This window comes from Pseudanabaena sp. FACHB-1998, from assembly GCF_014696355.1.
In the GTDB taxonomy this organism is placed as follows: Bacteria; Cyanobacteriota; Cyanobacteriia; order Pseudanabaenales; family Pseudanabaenaceae; genus Pseudanabaena.
In genome coordinates, this window is record NZ_JACJQA010000008.1 from 104,002 (window position 1) to 124,996 (window position 20,995).

A 20,995-nucleotide genomic window follows, 5' to 3' on the forward strand; every position below is an offset into this window, starting at 1 on the left:
GAAAAGACGGCGCGATGCGCCGCCTTTTCTTATCTATCACGAATTATACGAAAGCACCAAATGACTAAGCCATTTGGTGCTTTGGGATTAAACGGTAGCCGCTACAGGTAGAACGTCGGTCGCCTCAGGGCTATTCTGCTCCGAAGGTGGCACAACTTGCCAGAACTTCGGTAGATAGGTTGACCAATTATCCAGAATTTCCTTCGCTCTAGAACTGCGCGTATTGTCATAGCTAGATTGAATCAATTCCTTCAATTGGGTTTCACCAGCAAATGTACTAACCTTTTGTACCTTAAGGGTTTCTTGGCTGAGACGCTCTTTGAACTTGCCATCAATATCGAGGAAGTAGGCGATACCACCTGTCATCCCTGCGCCCACGTTGCGACCCGTGGTTCCCAGAACGACAATTACGCCGCCTGTCATATATTCGCAACAGTGGTCGCCTGTGCCTTCTACAACTGCCTTTGCGCCAGAGTTACGCACGCCAAAACGTTCGCCAGCGCGTCCGTGAACGAAGAGATAACCACCCGTTGCGCCATAGAGACAGGTATTGCCGACAATAGAATTATCCGCAGGGTTAAAGATGCAGTCGGGCTTAGGTTTGATGCTGATCGTCCCGCCATTCATGCCTTTGCCGATGTAGTCATTGGCTTCACCAACGAGGGACAGATTTAATCCATTGATATTGAATGCGCCGAAGCTTTGACCTGCTGCGCCGACAAACTCGAGATTAAGATGACTAGCAAGTCCTGAGTTGCCATATTGCTTGGCGATCGCCCCTGATACACGGGCTGGTACTGAGCGATCAGTATTGACGATCTTGTAGGTCTTGCTCAAATCCGTTTGATTGGCGATCGCGGCTTGCACTTCCAGATCCGCCAAAATTTCATCATCGAGAACTGCGCCATTGGTATGAGCAGTAGCGGAATGCTCTAACCAAGCGCGATCGCTTTTGGTGTTGGGTAGATTAATTAAGCAGCCGAGATCGACTTGATTAATATCGAGTTTAGCCAACTTCAGATCTTGGCGAGGTGCAAGCAAATCAGAGCGTCCGATGATATCCTTGATGGATTTATAGCCAAGTTGGGCAAGAATCTGCCGCACTTCTTCGGCAACAAAGTAGAGGAAGTTGACCACATTTTCGGGAGTGCCGGGGAAGCGCTTGCGGAACTGCTCTAATTGAGAAGTCACACCCACAGGACATTTGTTAGTATGGCAAACGCGAGCCATGATGCAACCTTCGGCAATCATCGCCGCCGTACCAAAGCCATACTCTTCACCACCGAGTAGCGCCGCGATCGCCACATCCCAACCAGTTTTAAAACCGCCATCTACACGCAACAGAACGCGATCGCGAAGTTTATTACCCATTAAAGCCGTGTGTACTTCGGCTAAACCTAGCTCCCAAGGTGAGCCAGCGTGCTTGATGGAACTCAAGGGAGATGCGCCCGTACCGCCATCGTAGCCAGAGATTTGGATGATATCCGCGTTTGCCTTGGCTACCCCTGCGGCGATCGTGCCGATGCCAATTTCTGATACCAGTTTGACGGAGACCTTAGCAGTTGGATTGATTTGATGGAGGTCGTAAATTAATTGGGCAAGGTCTTCGATGGAGTAGATGTCATGGTGAGGCGGAGGCGAAATCAGCGATACCCCCGGTTTGGAGTTCCGCAACATGGCAATATAACTACTGACCTTGGGACCGGGTAACTGTCCGCCTTCTCCTGGTTTTGCTCCTTGAGCGACTTTAATTTCCAGTTGATTGGAACTTACCAAGTAGGAAGGAGTAACTCCAAAGCGTCCCGAAGCAATTTGTTTAATTGCCGAGTTGGCAGTATCGCCATTTTTCAACCCCTTAAGGTGAGGGAAGGTTGGGGAAATGCCATTCCCATCCACATCGTTAATGGGTAAATAGCGAATGGGATCTTCGCCACCTTCGCCACAGTTGGATTTACCGCCGACCCGATTCATGGCGATCGCCAGAACTTCATGGGCTTCACGACTCAAGGCTCCGAGGGACATCGCCCCTGTGCAGAAGCGCTTGAGGATTTCGGAAACATCTTCCACTTCTTCGATCGCGATACTAGGGCGATCGCTCTTAAATTCCAAGAGGTCACGCAAAGCCGTCGGAGTCCGATTGAGCAATTGCTGGCGATAGACCTCGTAATGGTTATAACCCTCACCAGCGACAGCTTTGTGCAGAGCCTTCGCCATTTCAGGGCTGTTCATGTGGTATTCACCCGTGGGGCGATACTGCACGAAACCGTAGTTTTCTAGCTTCTTGATTTGCAATTCAGGGAAAGCTTGGGAATGGAAGCTCAAAAGTTCCGAGGCAATATCGGCGAAATTGACCCCACCAACGCGGGAAACTGTGCCTTTAAAACTGGTATTAACCACTTCCGCACCAATGCCGATCGCCTCAAAAATCTGTGCGCCGCTATAGCTAGACAGCAAAGAAATGCCCATCTTCGAGAGAATCTTTAACAAACCACCTTCAACTGCTTTGCGATAGCTATCTTGAACTTGGGTAATCGTGAGACTCTTGATCTTGCCGCTTTGCATTTGAGTTTGGGTCTTGGCTTTGCCCCACCATTGGCGCGTAGTTTCCAACGCCATATAAGGACAGATAGCACTCGCTCCATAGCCAATCAAACAGGCAAAATGATGGGTACTCCAGCATTGAGCCGTATCCACCACAATCGAAGCCTTCATCCGAATACCTTCAGCACAGAGGCGATGGTGGACGGCTCCGACCGCTAGGAGAGGAGGAATGTAGGCGTTTTCAGCATTGAGATGGCGATCGCTCAAAATCAATAACTTCGCACCTTTGCGAACTGCATCTACCGCCGCATCACTAAGTTTAGCGATCGCTGCTTGCAAACCATTCACTCCCGAACTTACAGCAAACAGCATCTCTAAAGTCGCCGCCTCAAACCCAAGGTTCTGCAATGTGGTTAATTCTTCTTCATTAATCACAGGGCTGGTGATCTTGATTTGATTTGCCGATTCAGGGGTTGCTAATAATAAATTTGCTCTCTCACCCAAATACATCGCTAAGGACATCACCGTTCCCTCGCGCAAAGGATCGATGGGAGGATTTGTCACCTGAGCAAAGCGTTGCTTGAAGTAGTCATAGAGGAGGTGAGGACGTTGGGATAGAAAGGCAAGAGGTGCATCATCACCCATGCAAAATACAGGCTCTTTACCATCCTGAGCCATCGCTTCGATCACCATTTCCACATCTTCGAGGGTGTAGCCGAAGGCGGTTTGGTATTTAAGCACATTCTGCTCATCAAGGGTGGGCGCATCGGCAAAGGGCTTAGTCTCTAAGTTTTTGCGATATTGTTTAATCCATTCGCCATAGGGATGAGCATTAGCTACCCTTTCCTTAATTTCCCAGTTATGCAAAATCTCATGGGTTTGCAAATCTACAGCGATCATTTGTCCCGGTCCAAGGCGACCTTTTTCGATAATCTCGGTTTCAGGAATATCTACAGTTCCCGCCTCGGAGCTAACGATTACCATGCCATCCTTAGTAATCATAAAACGGGCTGGACGCAACCCATTGCGATCAAGGGCTGCGCCGACAATCTTGCCATCACTAAAGGCTAATAATGCGGGTCCATCCCAAGCCTCTTGCAAACCACTGTAATATTCATAAAAATCCACGATCGTTTGGCGATCGCTAAGATCAGGCTGATTCTCATAGGCTTCTGGCACAAGAATCATCATTGCCTCAAGGGGGCTATGCCCAGTCTCGATCAATAACTCAAATACGTGATCCAAGGTTGCCGAATCACTTTCATTGGGCTTGAGTATTGGCAATAAATCCTTAACGCGATCGCCCTTAGCATCAACCCAATTGGGATGGGCGAGATCCCCTTGTCTAGCCAAGAACCAATTGGTATTACCCTGCAAAGTATTAATTTCCCCATTGTGTCCAAGGAAGCGCATCGGCTGAGCAAGGGGCCATTTAGGTAGGGTATTAGTGCTGAAACGTCGGTGGTAAATCGCGAATGGAGAGACATAATCGGGATTTTGCAGATCTTCGTAGAATGCATCAAGAACTGCCGATCGCACCATGCCCTTATAAATTACCGTCGCATTAGACAGGGAGGGCATATAAAAATCACCCGAGCGATCGGGGGCAAGCTTTTTGACCTCCAACTTAATACGGCGACGAGTGATATAGATAGCTCGTTCAAGCTGGTCTATGTTTTGATGCTCGTCATCTGCTACAAATACCGCTTGCTCGATTTGGGGTTGATTTTCCTTTGCCTGAAGTCCCAAAACCTCTGATTTAACAGGCACAACCCGCCATTTTAATAGCTTTAGCCCTTCCTCTTGAGCTATTCTGGCAGTGACTTCGCGACACTTTGATGCATGATCGCCATCCTGTGGCAAGAAAAACATTCCTAGTACTGAATGATCAGGATTAATCTCAGGAATTTCCTTTTGCAGTAAAGCCCAAGGAATTGCCGTCATCACACCTGCCCCATCACCTGAGTCTTGGTCAGCACTACATCCGCCCCGATGCTCCATACAAGTCAAAGCCTTGAGAGCATTACTGATAATTTTATGACTAGCTCTACCCTCTTTATCCGCTATAAATCCCACCCCACAGGCATCCCGCTCTTCCACTAGCCAATAGGGCCCGGGGATCGAGTTACCGATCGAGTTAATATTTCCAGACTGATTAGACTGACTTGTATTCACGCGGCTCACTTTCATCGGATTATTTGTTGCTATCAAAAAATGTATATTGAAATTACGAGATTTTTGAGTTAAAGAACAAAGCTATCTTTCTTCCTAACTTGCTAATATCCATCGCACTAATTTTATGTAAAAGTGTTGACTGACAATACTTTCGACTAGATTAGACTTAGCGAGCTAAGTTTAATTAATTGGATAAGGCTGACTTGCTTAATCCATAATTACAGACTCGCCCTGAAACCAGATCTTAGATCATAACTCTTTGTTAAGAGCTATGTAAAGATAAGGGTTTTGATGCTATAGGTCATATCTAGGTGGGGCATTACTGATTATAGAGGACAAAGCTTTTACTTATGTTCGACTAATTACACTTTTAGTACAAACCAAAACCCAAAAAGCGAGTGGCGGCGCTTCGCGCCGCCACTCGCTTTTTGGGTTTAATGTCCTAAGAAAAACTTACTTTGCTTAGGACATTAAAACCCAAACCCAGTAAGAATTTTAAAAGCACTAAATGGCGTAGCCATTTAGTGCTTTGGTATTAGAATTCTATACCTGCTTGAGCTTTAATGCCTTGCTCTCGAAAAGGATGTTTGACAAGTTCCATTCTGGTGACTAAATCGGCAACTTCGATTAATTCCGCAGGCGCACCTCGCCCAGTCAAAATTACGTGAGAATCAGCAGGTTTTTCTTTTAAACCAGCAATTACAGTTTCGACATCCAGATAACCTAGCTTGAGGGCAATATTCACTTCATCTAGTAGAACTAACCTATATTCAGGATTCTTGATGTAATTAAGTCCCTCTTCCCATGCTTCTCTAGTTTTGGCAATATCGCGATCGCGGTCTTGAGTTTCCCATGTAAAGCCTTCGCCAAGAGCCTTAAAAACCAGTTGATCTTGCCACATTTCAAAAATTTTCTTTTCCGCAGGCTCCCACGCACCTTTAATGAACTGGATGATCGCCACTTTATAACCATGCCCTAGCGATCGCAACACCATTCCTAAAGCGGCTGTAGTTTTGCCCTTACCATCACCCGTATTGACAATAATCAGCCCCTTTTCCAGATTACGTTCCGCAATTCTCTGATGTTGCACCTCTTGGCGGCGTTGCATTTTGACGCGATGCTGTTCGGCAGTAAGTTCAGTCATAGGGATTTTTTGTAAGTGGTTTGTAGAGTTATTTCCCCACCTTCGGCGGGAAAATAACTCTACAAACCAGCATTTTAGAGCTTAATATGCCCAAGGTATAGCAGTTTTTGTTTTACCTACGGTAAAACAAAAACTGCTATACCTTGGTATATTTACCCTTGACGCTACAACGGCTGATTATGATTAAAAAAATCTTTTCCTTTGGTTTGCTTGCGTTTGTGCCGATTTCCATCGTAGGTCACTTACTCGGATGGGACCCTACACTTATATTTGTAACCTCAGCGATCGCTATTTTGCCCTTAGCGGGTTGGCTGAGTACTGCCACCGAGGAGATTGCTGTAGTTTTGGGGCCATCTTGGGGAGGTTTGCTAAATGCGACCTTTGGCAATGCAACGGAATTAATCATCGCGATCGTGGCTCTAAATGCAGGATTTACGGGTGTTGTCAAAGCGAGTATTACAGGCTCAATTATTGGCAACCTCTTATTAGTGATGGGTTTATCCATGTTTTTGGGCGGACTACGTTATAAAGAGCAAGAGTTTCAGCCAACTATGGCGCGATTAAATGCTTCGGTAATGAATTTGGCGGTAATTGCCATTTTGCTACCGACGGCGGCTAATTTTACCTCTGAAGGAATCAGTCCAGAGATTTTACAAAAACTGTCGCTTTCTGTAGCGATCGTCTTAATTATTGTCTATTGTCTAACGCTCCTATTCTCCATGAAAACCCATGCGTATCTCTATGATGTGGGCAAATCAGAAGCTGATGATGCGGAGGCTGCGGAGGGTCATCCACAGAATGTCAATCTCCCTTTGTGGATTGCTGTTCTCTTGGGGGTTACGGTGCTAGTCGCTTTCGAGTCAGAACTTTTAGTGGGTACTTTGGAATCTGCAACTGCTCAGCTAGGGTTAACGGAGCTATTTACTGGGGTTATCCTTTTGCCGATTATTGGGAATGCTGCCGAACATACCACGGCGATCACGGTGGCAATGAAAAACAAAATGGAACTATCTGTATCAGTTGCCGTAGGTTCCAGTATGCAAATTGCGCTTTTTGTTGCCCCTGCTCTGGTAATTGTGGGTTGGTTTCTCGGTAAACCGATGGATTTAAATTTTAATCCCTTTGAGTTAGTGGCTGTAGCCGTAGCCGTCCTCATTGCTAATTCGATTAGTTCTGATGGGCGATCGAATTGGCTGGAGGGTTCTTTGCTAGTCGCAACCTATGCCATTTTGGGCTTTGCTTTCTATTTTCAACCTGTTTAACGCTAGTGGCGGCACTTTGCGCTTAATTTTTTTGTAGTTCATTTAATCGAAAACAAGCAAAAGAAAGGCAACGCTTCGCGTTTCTTTTCTTAAAGCCGAAGAAGCGAGTGGCGGCGCGAAGCGCCGTCACTCGCTTCTTCGGTTTACTGGAGATATTGACTAATCTCTGCCACTGTAACCGCTTCCTGAGAATCACTAGGAATATCCACTACAATTAAATATCCTTCAACTTTCCCTTTGCCGACCCTGTTTAGAGCATCAAGAATCCTTGGCATATCAGCCTTGACTAAACTACCGCGATTATCATAAATTTCCAGTGCCGATAGACATCCCAAGGTCGCATTCCATGTAAAGTTTTTAGAACTTACTACTGCCGACTTATTACGGAAGAAGTCGATCGCTGCACCACTGCCATGAATCCTAAAAAGCGATCGCCCGACATTTCCCGCCCAATAGGTCTGTTGGATGGGTGCATAATTTCGCCATGAAGGAGGTAACAGGGCTTGATAGGCTTTCAAATTTCCTGTGAATTTACCTTTCTGATTGGGCAAAAAGGAATTCACTCCATCTTCAAATGGCACAAATAAATTTACTAAAGAGAACTGCCCATAGGCATGGAAAAACTCATCATCGGGTTGAAGAGAGATTCCTTCCATTCGATAAATACCTTGAGGAGTCCGACCATTAGTAAAGTACCAGTCAAGATTTCGTAAAGACTGAAGCAGCAACGAATTTGACCATAGCTGCTTACCCTGCTTCACAAATTTGCCAGTGCGATCCTTTAGCAAAGAAAGACATAAAACCTCTCGATTAGGGCGACAAAATACATACATATGAGGCTGTTGGGGAGTAATTTGCCATTTTAATAAGTCCCGAAGACTAGGGATTTGACTGGGTTTAGTTATCGCAAGGCGATCGCTTTGAATCGCTTGTAAGGTCGCCTGTAAATGTAAATCCTGTTGCCACTTCGGAAACCGTTGCTTTAGGGTGAGACTCAATTGATCAATTTTAGAGGGAGGCATATTTTGCTGAGGCGACTTAGCTAAAGCCGATAAAGAGAGAGCCACCCATTGCGAATCACTACTGTAATTAATGGTGCGTAAAAAATATTGTTGGAGTGTGCCATAAATCTCAGGTTTAAGAGTATATAGCTCAGTTCCAACTTGCATCGCCATATCAATAATCCCCTTTTGCGGATCACTCAGATTGGGGGCTGTGGTCATTTGTAAAATTTTTTCTAAAGCTTGAACCGCATAAGCATCGTCAGGAGCTAAAACTCCGATCGCCCACAGTGAATCTTGCCAATGCGTAGCATTACTTTCATTAACGGGATATTTTTTGAGGTCAAAGCGTCTCGGGTCAGCCTTTTGCTGCTGATCTTGTATTTGCAAATTTCTGGCTGTCTCCGTGGCTTTAGGTTGGTAGCCGCGAACGGGAGGAGTCTGGGCTTTAACAGGTATCGCAGAACTTGAAGCGACGAAAAACGCGATCGCTGCTAAAGCGCTAGACATTAATTGATACATAATTTTTGAATAACAAAAAATAGGGAAAGCACATTATGCTTTCCCTATTTTAGTATGGAGCTAAGCGGATTCGAACCGCTGGCCCTCTCAATGCCATTGAGATGCGCTACCAACTGCGCTATAGCCCCTTACTCAATAACTTAGGTTTTCATTTTAGTAACTACCTAAATCATCAGCTTGTCTAAGATATCCTAAACTAAATTTAATGTCAAACATTTATAGCTGTGTTCACTAGCATTAGAACACATCAAAACCCAAGAAACGAGTGGCGGCGCTTCGCGCCGCCACTCGTTTCTTGGGCTTTGCAAAAGCTATATATAGGTTTTCGCAAAGTTCAAGCTCTCATCCTGTAAAATGTATGAATTAATTCTGATCATGAAATCGATTTTTATAATTAGAAGTGCTGACAAAATTTTTATGGGATTGCCGAAGAATGCTTTGAGGTTGTAATATGATTAGCTGGACTGAAAAAATAGGAGACTAGTACTATGAGTCGCGTATGCCAACTAACAGGCAAAAAAGCCAATAATGCCGTATCGATTTCTTTCTCACACAAACGCCATAAGCACTTACAACACGTAAACTTACAAGATAAGAGAATTTGGTGGGAAGAAGGAAAGCGTTTTGTAAAATTACAAATTTCTACCAAAGCAATCAAGACTTTGCAAAAGAAAGGGCTTGCTGCATTTGCTAAGGAAGCTGGACTTGATCTCCGCAAATTCTAAATATGCAAATAAAGGGGCGCAAAGCGCCCCTTTATTGCGTGGGAGACTATATGAACATTGGCATTGTGGGACTGGGATTAATTGGTGGTTCGTTAGGTTTAGATCTTCTCGCTGCAAATCAAGACTCTAAACAAGATTCAGAAATAAATTCACAACAAAATAATTATGTATGGGGTCTCAGTCGCAATCCTGAAACCTGTAAACAAGGCGAGGCGATCGCCGCCGTAAATATTGCCGATACAGATATTGAGAATATTCCCGATCGCATTCTGGCGCAAACAGATCTAGTCGTCATCTGTACGCCGATCGCGGCGATCTTGCCCACACTTACGGCGATCGCGCCCAAACTACCGAGCCATGTGATTTTTACGGATGTTGGTTCGGTGAAGGCGGCGATCGTGGAACCTGCATCCACAATTTGTTCAGAGTTCGGGCAAAGATTTATCGGTAGTCATCCAATGGCAGGCACAGCATTTCAAGGAATCTTAGCCGCCGAAAGAAATTTATTTCAAAATCGTCCCTGTGTAGTTACGCCTAGTGAAGATCTTGAAGCTTTGGAAAAAGTGCGATCGCTTTGGCAATCTGTGGGCATGAGAGTCTTTGAATGTAGTCCCGCAGAGCATGATCGGGCAGTAGCCATGATTAGTCATGCACCTGTGATGATTAGCGCCAGTTTAATTGCTGCTTGCCAACAGGAAAATGATGTCAAAGTTTTAAACCTAGCGCAAACTTTGGCTAGTTCAGGCTTCCGTGATACCAGCCGTGTGGGTGGTGGCAATCCTGAACTGGGACGGCTGATGGCGGAATATAATCAGTCGGCGGTATTGCGATCGCTCTACGCTTATCGGCAAACTTTGCAGAAAGTAATCAATTTAATTGAAGATCAACAATGGGATCAGCTAGAAGATTTCCTTGCTAAGACTCAACGCGATCGCCCCTTCTATGTCCCTGAATAGAAATTTTACAAATATGGCAAAGCCCCACTTTTAAAATTTTTATTCAGCAAGATTATCGATTTTTTCGCGGATGGAGAGTTGAACTAAGGCACGAATTAGGGATAGTCCAGAGAAACCAGCCCCCATAAAGGCGGCGATCGCCCAACCACTATAATTTCCCGCAACCCCGACCAATAACACCGCCCCCGCTAAAGCAAGAAACCCTGTTAGACAGGCATAGATTAGCGCCTTGACTGCAATATTGATCCGCTTGAGAGTGCGATCGCTTTCGGAAGACTTTACCTGAATCATTAACTCGCCTCGCTCGATCCTTTCCTCCAAACGTTCGAGCAGAATCTCCATACGACTAGGCTTATTGAGTTGATAGACCAAAAACTCCTTAGCCTGTTGAGCTAAGGCTCCCAAAGTATTGCCCCGTCCTCTGGTCAGGACAATACTTTTGACAAAGGGCTGAGCCGCCGTCGAAAAATTATATTCAGGATCGAGAATCCGCGCAATTCCATCGAGGGTGGTTAGAGATTTAAGCAAATAGGTCATCTGGGGCGGCAGGCGAAAAGGCTGTTTCTCAAAAATGGAGACAACTTCGCCTTTAATCTGCTCAAATTCGTAAATATTGACAGGTCTTTCGGTAAAGCGATCTAAGACAAATTTCAACATCCGTTTGACGGGACTCATATCGGCGATCGGCTCAATGAAGCCCATACTCATCAAGGTGTCCACAACCTCATTCGTGTCCTTTCGCAATACCGCAAAGAAGGTCTTTACCATTTGATCCTTTGCCATGGTTTTGACTTCTGCCATCATGCCATAGTCGTAGAAGATCAAACTTCCGTCAGGACTCACGGCAAGATTTCCGGGATGGGGATCGGCATGAAAGAAGCCATCTTGCAAAAGTTGCTTCAGATAGCAGCAAATTCCTAATTGATTAATTTCTTTAGGATTTAACCCGCAAGCTTCTAGAGCTTGGCGATCGTCTACTTTAATCCCCGGCACATATTCCAGCGTCAAAACCATTTCGGTAGAATAATCCCAATAAACTTTGGGGACAACAATTCTTGGGTAACCCTCAAAATTTTTGCGGAAGCGATCGGCATTACGTCCTTCTATGCCATAGTCAATTTCTTGATAAAGAACCGTGAAAAATTCTTGATAAATTCCTTGTAAATTCTGTCTGCGCGTCCAAGGGAAGTAGCGATCTAAGACTTTTAGGAGCTTCCCCACCGCCAGCAAATCTAGGTCAAATAGTTTTTTTAACCCCGGGCGTTGAACTTTTACGACTACATCCTCGCCCGTATAGAGGACAGCACGATGTACTTGACCCAGACTGGCTGCGGCTAGAGGTATATCATCAAAATCGCGATATATCGTATACAGCGATTTACCTAGTTCTAATTCGATGATCTCCCGTGCTTCTTTAGCACTAAAGGCGGGAACTTTATCTTGTAATTGCGATAAAGTCCCGATATATTCGGGAGGTAAAAGATCCACACGGGTAGAGAGCGACTGCCCAATTTTGATAAATGTCGGCCCAAGTTCCAGCATGTTCTGGACTAGCCATTCGGCTCTTTTGCTGCGAGTGCGTGAGGTGTTGTCTTGCCAAAACTTGTCCCACCACAAAAAAAACAGAAATGTAAAAGCTGCTAAAAACACTTCCCGTTGTCGGGCGAGGGAAGAGCTTTTATTCCTTTGCCAGCGTAGCTTTTTTCGAGGTAGTTGGGCGATCGCAGACATATTGTGATGGTGATAGCAATACTAACTAGTATGGCTGTGTTTATATTAGCGAATTACCGTACGAATTGCAGCCCAAATTACATCTGTTTATTTTTAGAGCGCGTCTCATGGGTATACAGAAAAAATGGCAAGACTTTGATATGGTTATTTTTAAGGGCGATCGCCCACAAGGTTCTAGTCTCATGAACAGTTGTATAAGTTCTCTGAAATGCCGTCACATTTTAAAGAGTTAAAGATTAAACCCAATAAGCTTTTTATAGCTATGGTCACTTGCATGAAGACAAATCAAAAACCAAAAAGCGAGTTGTGGTCTTTTGGACTGCAACTCGTCTTTTGGGTTTGTGTCCTAACAAGAATGACAACAGCTATAGCTTTAAATTAGCCGCAAGAGATGGTAAAGCTATGTCTTGTGTTTTCATAAAACTAATTTCCTGAAATATGACGAGATTTCGGTAAATTGATCGGTTCATAACATTTTTAGAGGTAATCCAATGGGTGAAATCACCAGAGATGAAATCCGCGAACGGTTAGGTAATATTGATCAAATTCGGGATATCATTTTCGGCGCACATTTGCGCGAATATACCAGTCGTTTAGATAAAGCAGAGTCCGATATTTCTGCGCTTCAGCTTGATGTACGCGATCGCCTAAATGACCTAAAATCCACCTTAGCTAACGAGTTACGAGCCGCAGTTGAGTCTATTGATAAACGCCTAAAAAGTATTAGTGCGTCTACACAAGAAGAAACCGCCGATCTTCGCCAACAGGTCGATCGCATCAATCGTAAATTTACTAGCAGCATTGAATCTCTCGATGAAATTGTTGAGTCTCAGCGAGTCGCGCTCCGTGATGAACTTGCTCAAACTAGAGAGAGCTTACAAAATGATAATCGCGACTTGCGATCGCTGGTTTTAGAAGAGTTAGATCGCCACTTTTCAATTCTGCGCGAAGATAAACTTTCTAAAGACGATATGGCTGAACTACTCTTTGAATTGGGGATGAGACTCAAGGGATCGGAGTTTGTGCCTGAGCTACGGGAAGCAGTAGAGGAGCAAGTTGAAGAAAAATATGAACGGGTAAGCATTTTAAATACTGAGCCTACCTCTAGTACTGGTAGCACACCAAGCTCAGCACCTAGTACCGCCAAATCCACACCTCGCTCGAGAGCTTCAACACCCAAAGCTTAAGGAACAGATTTTTGAAGCCCAGCTTTGGGCTTCAAAAATTTATAGTATCTAAAACTGTCATTCCCTAAATTAGCTATGTCAGAGAGAAATAGTAACTTCACAAATAACGCTCTCAGCGATGTAGAGAAATTTGTGCAGTTACTCTCTGATCTAAAAATTATTGATATAGAAAATAAATCTAAAGTTGAGCCAGTAGAGAATAATTCTCAGTTTGAGACACAAGATGATGCAACGAATTTATCGGATTCTCAAGAGTTAGCTTTACTTACACCAAAATCTTCTGATCTAGAAATACCTATTCTGCACACCCTTTCGCAGGAAACGCAAGAGGCTGAGGCTCTATACTCCCCACAAGTTGATAGAGAGTCTTTTGCAGAAAAGGAAACAATCGATCTCCTGCATGAATTACTAATTAGCTCTCCAATTTCTAATCCTGAAAACAAGCAAAGTCAGCCCAGTAATGCTGTTGTCAGTCAAAGATCACAGGAATTAACTCAACCCACTGCTCCAATTGATCAGGGTTATGCTACGGATGATGCTGCTGCTTTACATCTTTTGCAAGATATTCTCGTTGTGCCAGAGATAGAAGATCTTCGTAGCTTTAAGATTTCGGTCGAACAGAAATTGGGAATTGTCGAAAGTCAGGTTAATAGCCCTGATCTGATGAATAAAATTAAGGAGCTAGAGAATCTCGTTCAAAATGCATCCTTTGATCTGGGCAATATCAACAACAAAATCACGGAAATAGGCAATGAACAAGTCAACATTCCTACGGAAATTTCTCTGGTAAGAGAAAGAGTGATGGGGTTGGAACAAATAGTTAATGATCCTGACAGATTAGTTCAGCTTTTACTGCCGATCATTGCTGAATTACTGACCATTAAATCGAGTCAATCTACTGAGGAAATGTGTCTTGCCATCACACCTATTATTGCGGAGGTAATTCTTGAACGATCGCAGTTAGATCGGGTTGCCATGAGTCATGCGATCGCGGATATTTTACCCAATGCCATCAGTGAGCAGATTCGCCAAGAACCTCAAGCAATTGCTAAGGCGATCGCACCCGAAATAGGGGCAGCAATTCGAGAACAAATTCGTCTAGATCGGGATGAAATTATTGATGCGATCGCCCCAGAAATGGGATCAGCAATTAAAAGACAAATCGACCTTGAGCGAGACTCCATGGTCGATGCCCTCTATCCTGTGATTGGTAATACGATCGCTAAATACTTTTCCGAAGCTATTCGCTCTATTAATGAAAAAGTTGAACAAACCTTTAGCCTAGAAGGAATGCAACGCAAGGTAAGAGCAAAAATGCAAGGAGTTTCCGAAGCAGAATTAATATTTAAAGAATCCGCATCCTATGAGGTTCAAGCAATATTTCTCATTCATAATCTTTCGGGATTAGTAATGGTGGATATTCAGCAAAGCGATATAAACAGTTTGATTGAGCCAATTGATTCAGACATGCTGGCGGGAATGCTGACGGCAATTCGGAGCTTTGCCAATGAATGTATGTCGCGCTCATCAAATAACACGGAGCTAGATGCCATTAATTACAGTGGTTCCAAAATCTTGCTAGAAGTGGCAGGTTATTGTTATTTAGCTGTAATTATTGGGGGAGAACCCGATTCTAAATTTGTTCGGAAGACTCGTGATGTATTTGGAAAAATTGTGCAAGCCTATGGGCATTGTCTCAAAGAGTTTGATGGTGATACCAGCATTATTCCTAGCAAAGTCCAGATCCAGCTAAAAACTTTAATGGGAGGTGAGAAAGATCCATCACAAAAAAAATCTTTAAAACCTCTAATTTTTACCAGTTTGATTGTCATAGCTTTGATATTTATTCCCCTTGGCTTTTTTCAATATCAAGCTAATCGCGATCGCGAATTAGAAAATAAAATTTTAGAAGCATTTGCCAATACTCCTGAATTAGCAGTTTACCGACTAAATGTTTTAGCTAATGGTAATCATCTCCAATTATCAGGCAAATTGCCAAATATCTACCTACGCGATCGGGCTTTTCAAATTGCTAATGAAACAGTAACAAAAGATTTAAAATCCAATTCAAAACCTAGCCAGATTAACAATAATATTTATGTTGTTAATATTCCTCCAGATCCTACTCTGACAGCAATAGAAGTGCAACGTCTTACCAAAGTTTTTAACTACACCCAAGGAGTTAAAATCCAAAGTCAATTTAAAAATGGACAGGTAATCATTATAGGAGAAATTGAACAACCAAGATTGATTAATACTATCACTCAAACCTATGCCAAAATAGCAGGAGTTAGCACAGTTACAAATGCAATTTCTTTGGTTTCTCCCAAACTATCAACACGAATTTATTTTCCACTTGGGGTAAAAAACTTACCACCAGAGGAACTAGAAAAGTTAGTAGAAGTAAAATCTTTTTTAGATATATACCCAGATTACAGCATTAAGATCTATGCAAAAAGTGATAATGTAGGCGGACGCACTATAAATTATCAATTCAGCATAGCTCGCATTCAAGTAGTTCGAGATGCCTTAATTAAGATGGGTATCCCCGCTAAACGCTTACGATTCTCTGGTTTAATTGATAAGTCTACCTATCAATTACCTGAACAAACGGAAAGATGGGTAGAGTTTGAGCCTACTCTCAAATAATTGATTCTCTGCTGTCCCACGATTTAATTAAATGCAGTCTGCCCCTAAAGTAATTTCTCAGAAAATATGTCTTGTTGGTGATTTTGGTGTTGGTAAAACCAGTCTCATCCGCCAATTTGTCGACCGCCAATTTAGTGATAAATATTTGTCCACAGTTGGGGTAAAAATTTCTCGCAAACTAGTATCGATAGCAGAAACAAATTCTAATTCGGCAAGTATTAGGGCAGCAGAACCAAACCAGTTACAGCTAATTGTTTGGGATATTGAAGGAAGTACTCGCTTTAAAGCGATCGCTCCTAGTTATTTGCAAGGAGCCAAGGGAGCTTTGTTGACTGGGGATGTCACTAGAGAGTCAAGCATCCAAAACATCAAATCCCATGTTGAACTTTTTCAGTCCGTAAACCCTAAATCAAGCATGATTATTGCTTTAAATAAAGTTGATTTAATTACGGCTCAAGAAAGCGATAAAATTGCTCAATATTTAATTAATCAATTTAATCCTCTTAAAATATCTGTCCGCCTCACATCGGCAAAAACGGGAGAGGGTGTTGATGAAATCTTCCAAAAACTGGCTCGACAAATACTAATGCTAGAATAAAAGCTGCTATGAAACAGTCAACCCTACTCAAGAAACTCCTTACTGCTTCAGAGAGATCTTTCATAGTAATTGATCGAGAATGCATAATTATTGATACGTCTCATGGAGCTGAAAGATTTTCTGAATGTCCAAATGAGTCTCTTCTCCATAAAGATATTAGACAGGTTTTTCCAGAGACAATTGGATTAGAAGAAGTTTTTAGTGATATTTGGCTAAATCAAGCTACAAGCTTTGAAATGAATGGCATTTGTCGTAACTTTTCCTCTCGGACACCAATTTATTTTGACTTCTATATTATTGGCACTAATGAAATTGATGAAGCTGATAAGCACATCATCCTTTGTATAGAAGATACCACTGAAATGATGATGATGTCTCAAGTCTTAATGCAAAGAGCCAATGAGTCTGAACTATTAGCTAATGAACTTTTAAAGTCAAAAGAATATACAGATAAAATTATTTCAGCGATGGCTGATGCCTTAATTGTCACTGATCTTAAGGGTATAATCAAAACAGTTAATTCAGCTACTGTAAATTTATTTGGTTATACCGCCGAAGAGTTAGTTAACAATTCAATTAATTTATTATTTAAAGATCCTAGCAATCTTAATTTAGTTGATCAAGAATGTCCATTACGGCAAAAAGATGAATGCCCTGAAACTTGCATTAATAACAATCATTGTTTTCAACATATAGAAGTCTTATGTTTATCTAAAGCTCAAGAAGAGTTATTGATTTATTTCTCTTGTTCAAGGGTTACTAATCATGAACCCAATTATCCCCTATCCAGTGATAGTTTTGTCTATGTTGGTCGCAATATTACGGAGATTCGGCGTAAAGAACAAGAGCTACTAGAGGCAAGGGAAATAGCGGAACAATCTGTCCAAACCAAAAGTATTTTTCTTGCTAATATGAGTCACGAAATCCGCACTCCGATGAATGGGGTTTTAGGGATGACGGATCTTTTGTTGGGAACATCTCTTGATAATATTCAACGTGAATTCACAGAAAATATTCGCTTAAGTGGAAACCTATTACTGAGCTTAATTAATCGGATTTTAGACCTCTCCAAGCTGGAGCAAGGGGAATTAGAATTAGAAAATTTGCCATTTAATTTAGAGCAATCTATTGAGGAAATACTTGAGCTATTTTCTTTACAAGCTCATCACAAATCCTTAGAAGTAAATGCTTTCTTTGGTGATGATTTGCCCCAAATAATAACTGGTGATTCTACAAGACTAAAACAAATTTTAATTAATTTAATTGGTAATGCAATTAAGTTCACCTCGGAAGGCGAAGTTTCTGTTTTAGTCGATCGCGATCGCGACTATGAAGAATCACTGGCTTCTGCTGATTGCCATGCTCTCGACAGTTCAGAAGGTTCTGCTAATCCACCTCAAGTTTTTTTACGATTTTCTGTAATTGATACAGGTATTGGCATTAGTCCCCAAAATCAAAATAAACTGTTTAAGCCTTTTTCTCAAGTAGATGCTTCCACAACGAGGCGCTTTGGGGGGACGGGTTTGGGATTAGCGATTTGTCGGCAATTAGTCGAACTTATGCAGGGAGAAATCGGCGTAGTGAGTCCCATAGAAAATGAGAAAGGAACTTGCTTCTGGTTCAGAATTCCGTTTGTTTCACCCTCTTCTATTTCTCCAAAGGTTAATTTAAATCTAAGCCATGACATCTATACACTTTATTCCCTCAAGCAAAAACATATTTTGGTAGTTGATGCTAGTCCTAAGTCCCGTCAAGCTATCCATTATTACTTAGCCAAGGCGGGAGCCGAAGTTTATGGGGTGGCTAATCTGGTAGAAGCGATCGCCTATTATAAGAAAAATCAAAATATCGATCTAGTTCTGATAGATTGGAAATTAATCAGCATTGTTAATACAAAGGCTGATAGTAATGATATTGTGGCGCAATTTGGTATTCTCCAAAAATTAAGAGCATCAACTTTGGTCGCGCTCATTACTGCGAATCTTCAAAGTGAAATCCCCAAAATTCTCAAAAAGGGATTTTATGGGCATATCGCCAAACCTTTTAAGGGAGAAAGATTGCTAAAAACTGTCGCCCTAGCTATTACTAGCAAATCTTCACCCATAACAGTTATCCAACCATCATCTTCTAATCATCCTCAGCCTAAAGTAATTTCTGAAGTAGATGCCTCCGAATTTAGCAAATTAAAAGTTTTGTTGGCAGAAGATAATGTCGTAAACCAAAAAATCGCGATGACATACCTATCGCAACTCAACTGTCAAGCAGATTTGGCGGAAAATGGCGAAGAGGTTTTACGGTTGCTAAAACAAAAAGATTACGACATTATTTTGATGGACTGTCAGATGCCCTATTTAGATGGATATGGCACAACTCAAGCTATTCGCCAACTAGAATCTAGTGCTTCTAGCATGAATCAAGCCTTTAAACACACAATTATCGTGGCAATGACAGCTAATGCCTTTAAAGAAGATCGCGATCGCTGCTTAGCGATCGGGATGGACGATTATCTGAGCAAACCCATTCGCCGCGATGATCTCAAAACAACGTTAAAATATTGGCTTTCCAAAATTAAATAAGCTATTCCCTTCCCACCCAAGAATTAGTGAAGCGCCGCTTCACTAATTCTTGGGTGGGAAGGGAATATTACAGCAATTGCCGATCAAACGAACCACAAGAGATTTTTTGAAAGGCTTGTTTCGCAAGCCTTTCAAAAAATCTCTTGGTTTGGGTTTGAGCGCAAAGCGCTGTAAAAGTGCTGTAAGACTGACTACAACTATTCTTTGGAGAAGTGATATGATTGACAATAGAATCCATTAGAGAGAGTTGCTTAGCAACTCTCTCTAATGGATTTATTTCTGGAATATCGCGAAAGTATGGTGCTGCACATTAATCTGGTCAAAACTAGCGATCGCCTATCGCCACAGCATCGCGATCGCTTTGATTTTGGTACGAGCATTTGGCATAGTTTAGCGATTCAGACCCGTTTATTAGCTATTTTTCTCTTAGTATTTGCGATCGCCTTAACGCCAATGGGGAAGTATGGGACATGGGCAATATATGCGATCGCGGCTTTATGTTTTCTCTATTGGAGCAAAGTTGATTTAAAAATTCTTGGAAAACGGATTGCTCTTGAATTTGCATTTATTAGCGTGATTCTATTGGGAACTTTGTTTCGAGGAGGGGGTGAAATTTTATGGCAATGGCGATCGCTTCAAGTTACCACCAATGGCTTAAGTATATTGGCAAGTGTGAGTATCAAGGCTTTTCTATCATTACTATTATTAAATATTCTCACTCTTAGTACTTCCATTCCTGAATTACTAAAAGCACTGATTACACTCAAGGTATCACCACTTTTGGTGAGCATTATTGCGTCGATGTATCGCTACATTAATGTCTTAAATAATGAGTTTTATGCAATGCGTCGCGCCGCCACCTCTCGCAATTTTGCCCCTAAAAATCTCTGGGATCGCCAGCGTAAGGATCATGCATGGCAAAGACAAGTATTAGGCAATATGCTGGGAATGCTATTTATCCGCACCTACGATCGCGGCGATCGCATCTATCAAGCGATGCTGGCTCGTGGGTATCAAGGTATTCCTGTGGTTACTGAATCAGGCTCAATGGTCAAGCGCGATCGCTTGGCTTTAGGTTGCGTTATGCTCATAATTCTGATAGGTCAAGTTATCGGTTAAACCATAGAGGGGGGATTTTGCCATAGGCAAAATCCCCCCTCTATAACAGTAGTGGCGACAGCTATAATTCACAATGCATCACAATCCAATCTCAATTAAAAACCTCAGTTATGTCTATGCTGATGGAATGCAAGCCCTAGATGGCATTAATCTAGAAATTGCTGCAACGGAAAGAGTCGCGATCGTGGGCGCAAATGGTTCTGGTAAGTCCACTTTGTTACTGCATCTCAATGGGATTCTCTTACCCCAGCAAGGTGAATTGGTAATTGGAGAGATGCCTATGAATAGCAAAAATTTAATTCCCATTCGGAACTTTGTGGGGTTGGTGTTCCAAAATCCTGATGAGCAATTATTTATGCCAACGGTGTGGGAAGATGTCGCCTTTGGTCCAATGAATCAAGGAGTCAAAGGGAAGGATTTAGAAATTTGTATTGCGGAAGCGATGGTTTCTGTGGGGTTGGACTTGGGGAAATATCGCGATCGCCATTCTCAAAATCTCTCTGGTGGCGAAAAAAAACGAGTAGCGATCGCGGGAGTCCTTGCCATGCAACCGCAAATCCTTGTGTTTGATGAGCCTTCCGCCCAACTCGATCCGCGATCGCGCCGCCAACTGATCCAACTTTTGCAAACCTTGCCTGAAACCCAACTAATCGCCACCCATGACCTTGATTTGGTGCTAGAGCTTTGCGATCGCACGGTGGTCTTGAGTGAAGGTAAAATCGTCTATGATGGCAAAACGGAACAGGTATTAAGCGATCGCGAGTTTCTTTTAGCCCATTCCCTAGAAATGCCCCTAAGCCGCAGTTAAC

General features: G+C 42.7%; 13 protein-coding genes and 1 tRNA gene. 9 read left to right on the top strand and 5 right to left on the bottom strand.

From position 1 onward, the window contains the following. Window positions 1-87 precede the first annotated feature (87 nt). Both gltB and cobO read right to left on the bottom strand, forming a co-directional pair. The gene (gltB, locus tag H6F42_RS04255; protein WP_190398118.1) at window positions 88-4,731 is read right to left on the bottom strand and encodes a glutamate synthase large subunit; all 4,644 of its coding nucleotides are present in this window, start codon (window positions 4,729-4,731) and stop codon (window positions 88-90) included. Between the two features lie 520 nt (window positions 4,732-5,251). Continuing rightward, window positions 5,252-5,860, bottom strand: coding sequence for a cob(I)yrinic acid a,c-diamide adenosyltransferase (cobO, locus tag H6F42_RS04260; protein ID WP_190398119.1), 609 nt, complete (start codon window positions 5,858-5,860; stop codon window positions 5,252-5,254). Between the two features lie 179 nt (window positions 5,861-6,039). Between cobO and cax the strand changes: the two genes are divergently transcribed. After that, window positions 6,040-7,122, top strand: coding sequence for a calcium/proton exchanger (cax, locus tag H6F42_RS04265; protein WP_190398120.1), 1,083 nt, complete (start codon window positions 6,040-6,042; stop codon window positions 7,120-7,122). Between the two features lie 143 nt (window positions 7,123-7,265). On the opposite strand, the gene H6F42_RS04270 is transcribed toward cax, so the two are convergent. Together H6F42_RS04270 and H6F42_RS04275 are read right to left on the bottom strand one after the other, a co-directional pair. Continuing rightward, window positions 7,266-8,633 carry a hypothetical protein gene (locus tag H6F42_RS04270; RefSeq protein ID WP_242018320.1) on the bottom strand — a complete coding sequence of 456 codons (1,368 nt, stop codon included), beginning with the start codon at window positions 8,631-8,633 and terminating at the stop codon, window positions 7,266-7,268. Between the two features lie 67 nt (window positions 8,634-8,700). Next, window positions 8,701-8,773, bottom strand: a tRNA-Ala gene (locus H6F42_RS04275). A gap of 360 nt (window positions 8,774-9,133) precedes the next feature. On the opposite strand from H6F42_RS04275, the gene rpmB reads away from it, so the two are divergent. Together rpmB and H6F42_RS04285 are read left to right on the top strand one after the other, a co-directional pair. After that, complete coding sequence (gene rpmB, locus H6F42_RS04280; RefSeq protein WP_126386374.1) at window positions 9,134-9,370, top strand: 50S ribosomal protein L28; 237 nt, start codon at window positions 9,134-9,136, stop codon at window positions 9,368-9,370. A 50-nt stretch (window positions 9,371-9,420) separates the two neighbouring features. Then, the gene (locus H6F42_RS04285) at window positions 9,421-10,326 is read left to right on the top strand and encodes a prephenate/arogenate dehydrogenase (protein WP_190398122.1); all 906 of its coding nucleotides are present in this window, start codon (window positions 9,421-9,423) and stop codon (window positions 10,324-10,326) included. Between the two features lie 39 nt (window positions 10,327-10,365). On the opposite strand, the gene H6F42_RS04290 is transcribed toward H6F42_RS04285, so the two are convergent. Next, complete coding sequence (locus H6F42_RS04290) at window positions 10,366-12,057, bottom strand: AarF/ABC1/UbiB kinase family protein (RefSeq protein ID WP_190398123.1); 1,692 nt, start codon at window positions 12,055-12,057, stop codon at window positions 10,366-10,368. A gap of 491 nt (window positions 12,058-12,548) precedes the next feature. Here H6F42_RS04290 and H6F42_RS04295 point away from each other — a divergent pair, with 491 nt between their 5' ends. From H6F42_RS04295 to H6F42_RS04320, 6 genes are all read left to right on the top strand, one after another. Then, window positions 12,549-13,244 carry a hypothetical protein gene (locus tag H6F42_RS04295; protein ID WP_190398124.1) on the top strand — a complete coding sequence of 232 codons (696 nt, stop codon included), beginning with the start codon at window positions 12,549-12,551 and terminating at the stop codon, window positions 13,242-13,244. Between the two features lie 75 nt (window positions 13,245-13,319). Continuing rightward, on the top strand, window positions 13,320-15,893 hold the full coding sequence (locus H6F42_RS04300) for a BON domain-containing protein (RefSeq protein WP_190398125.1): 2,574 nt from the start codon (window positions 13,320-13,322) through the stop codon (window positions 15,891-15,893). Window positions 15,894-15,924: 31 nt separating this feature from the next. After that, window positions 15,925-16,491, top strand: a complete 567-nt coding sequence (locus tag H6F42_RS04305; protein WP_190398126.1) for a Rab family GTPase — start codon at window positions 15,925-15,927, stop codon at window positions 16,489-16,491. Window positions 16,492-16,499: 8 nt separating this feature from the next. Continuing rightward, the gene (locus tag H6F42_RS04310) at window positions 16,500-19,067 is read left to right on the top strand and encodes a response regulator (RefSeq protein WP_190398127.1); all 2,568 of its coding nucleotides are present in this window, start codon (window positions 16,500-16,502) and stop codon (window positions 19,065-19,067) included. 267 nt (window positions 19,068-19,334) lie between these two features. Beyond that, entirely contained in the window at window positions 19,335-20,186 is an 852-nt protein-coding gene (cbiQ, locus tag H6F42_RS04315) for a cobalt ECF transporter T component CbiQ (protein ID WP_242018321.1), read from the top strand. Between the two features lie 73 nt (window positions 20,187-20,259). After that, the gene (locus H6F42_RS04320) at window positions 20,260-20,994 is read left to right on the top strand and encodes an energy-coupling factor ABC transporter ATP-binding protein (protein ID WP_190398128.1); all 735 of its coding nucleotides are present in this window, start codon (window positions 20,260-20,262) and stop codon (window positions 20,992-20,994) included. The last annotated feature ends 1 nt before the right edge of the window (window position 20,995 follow it).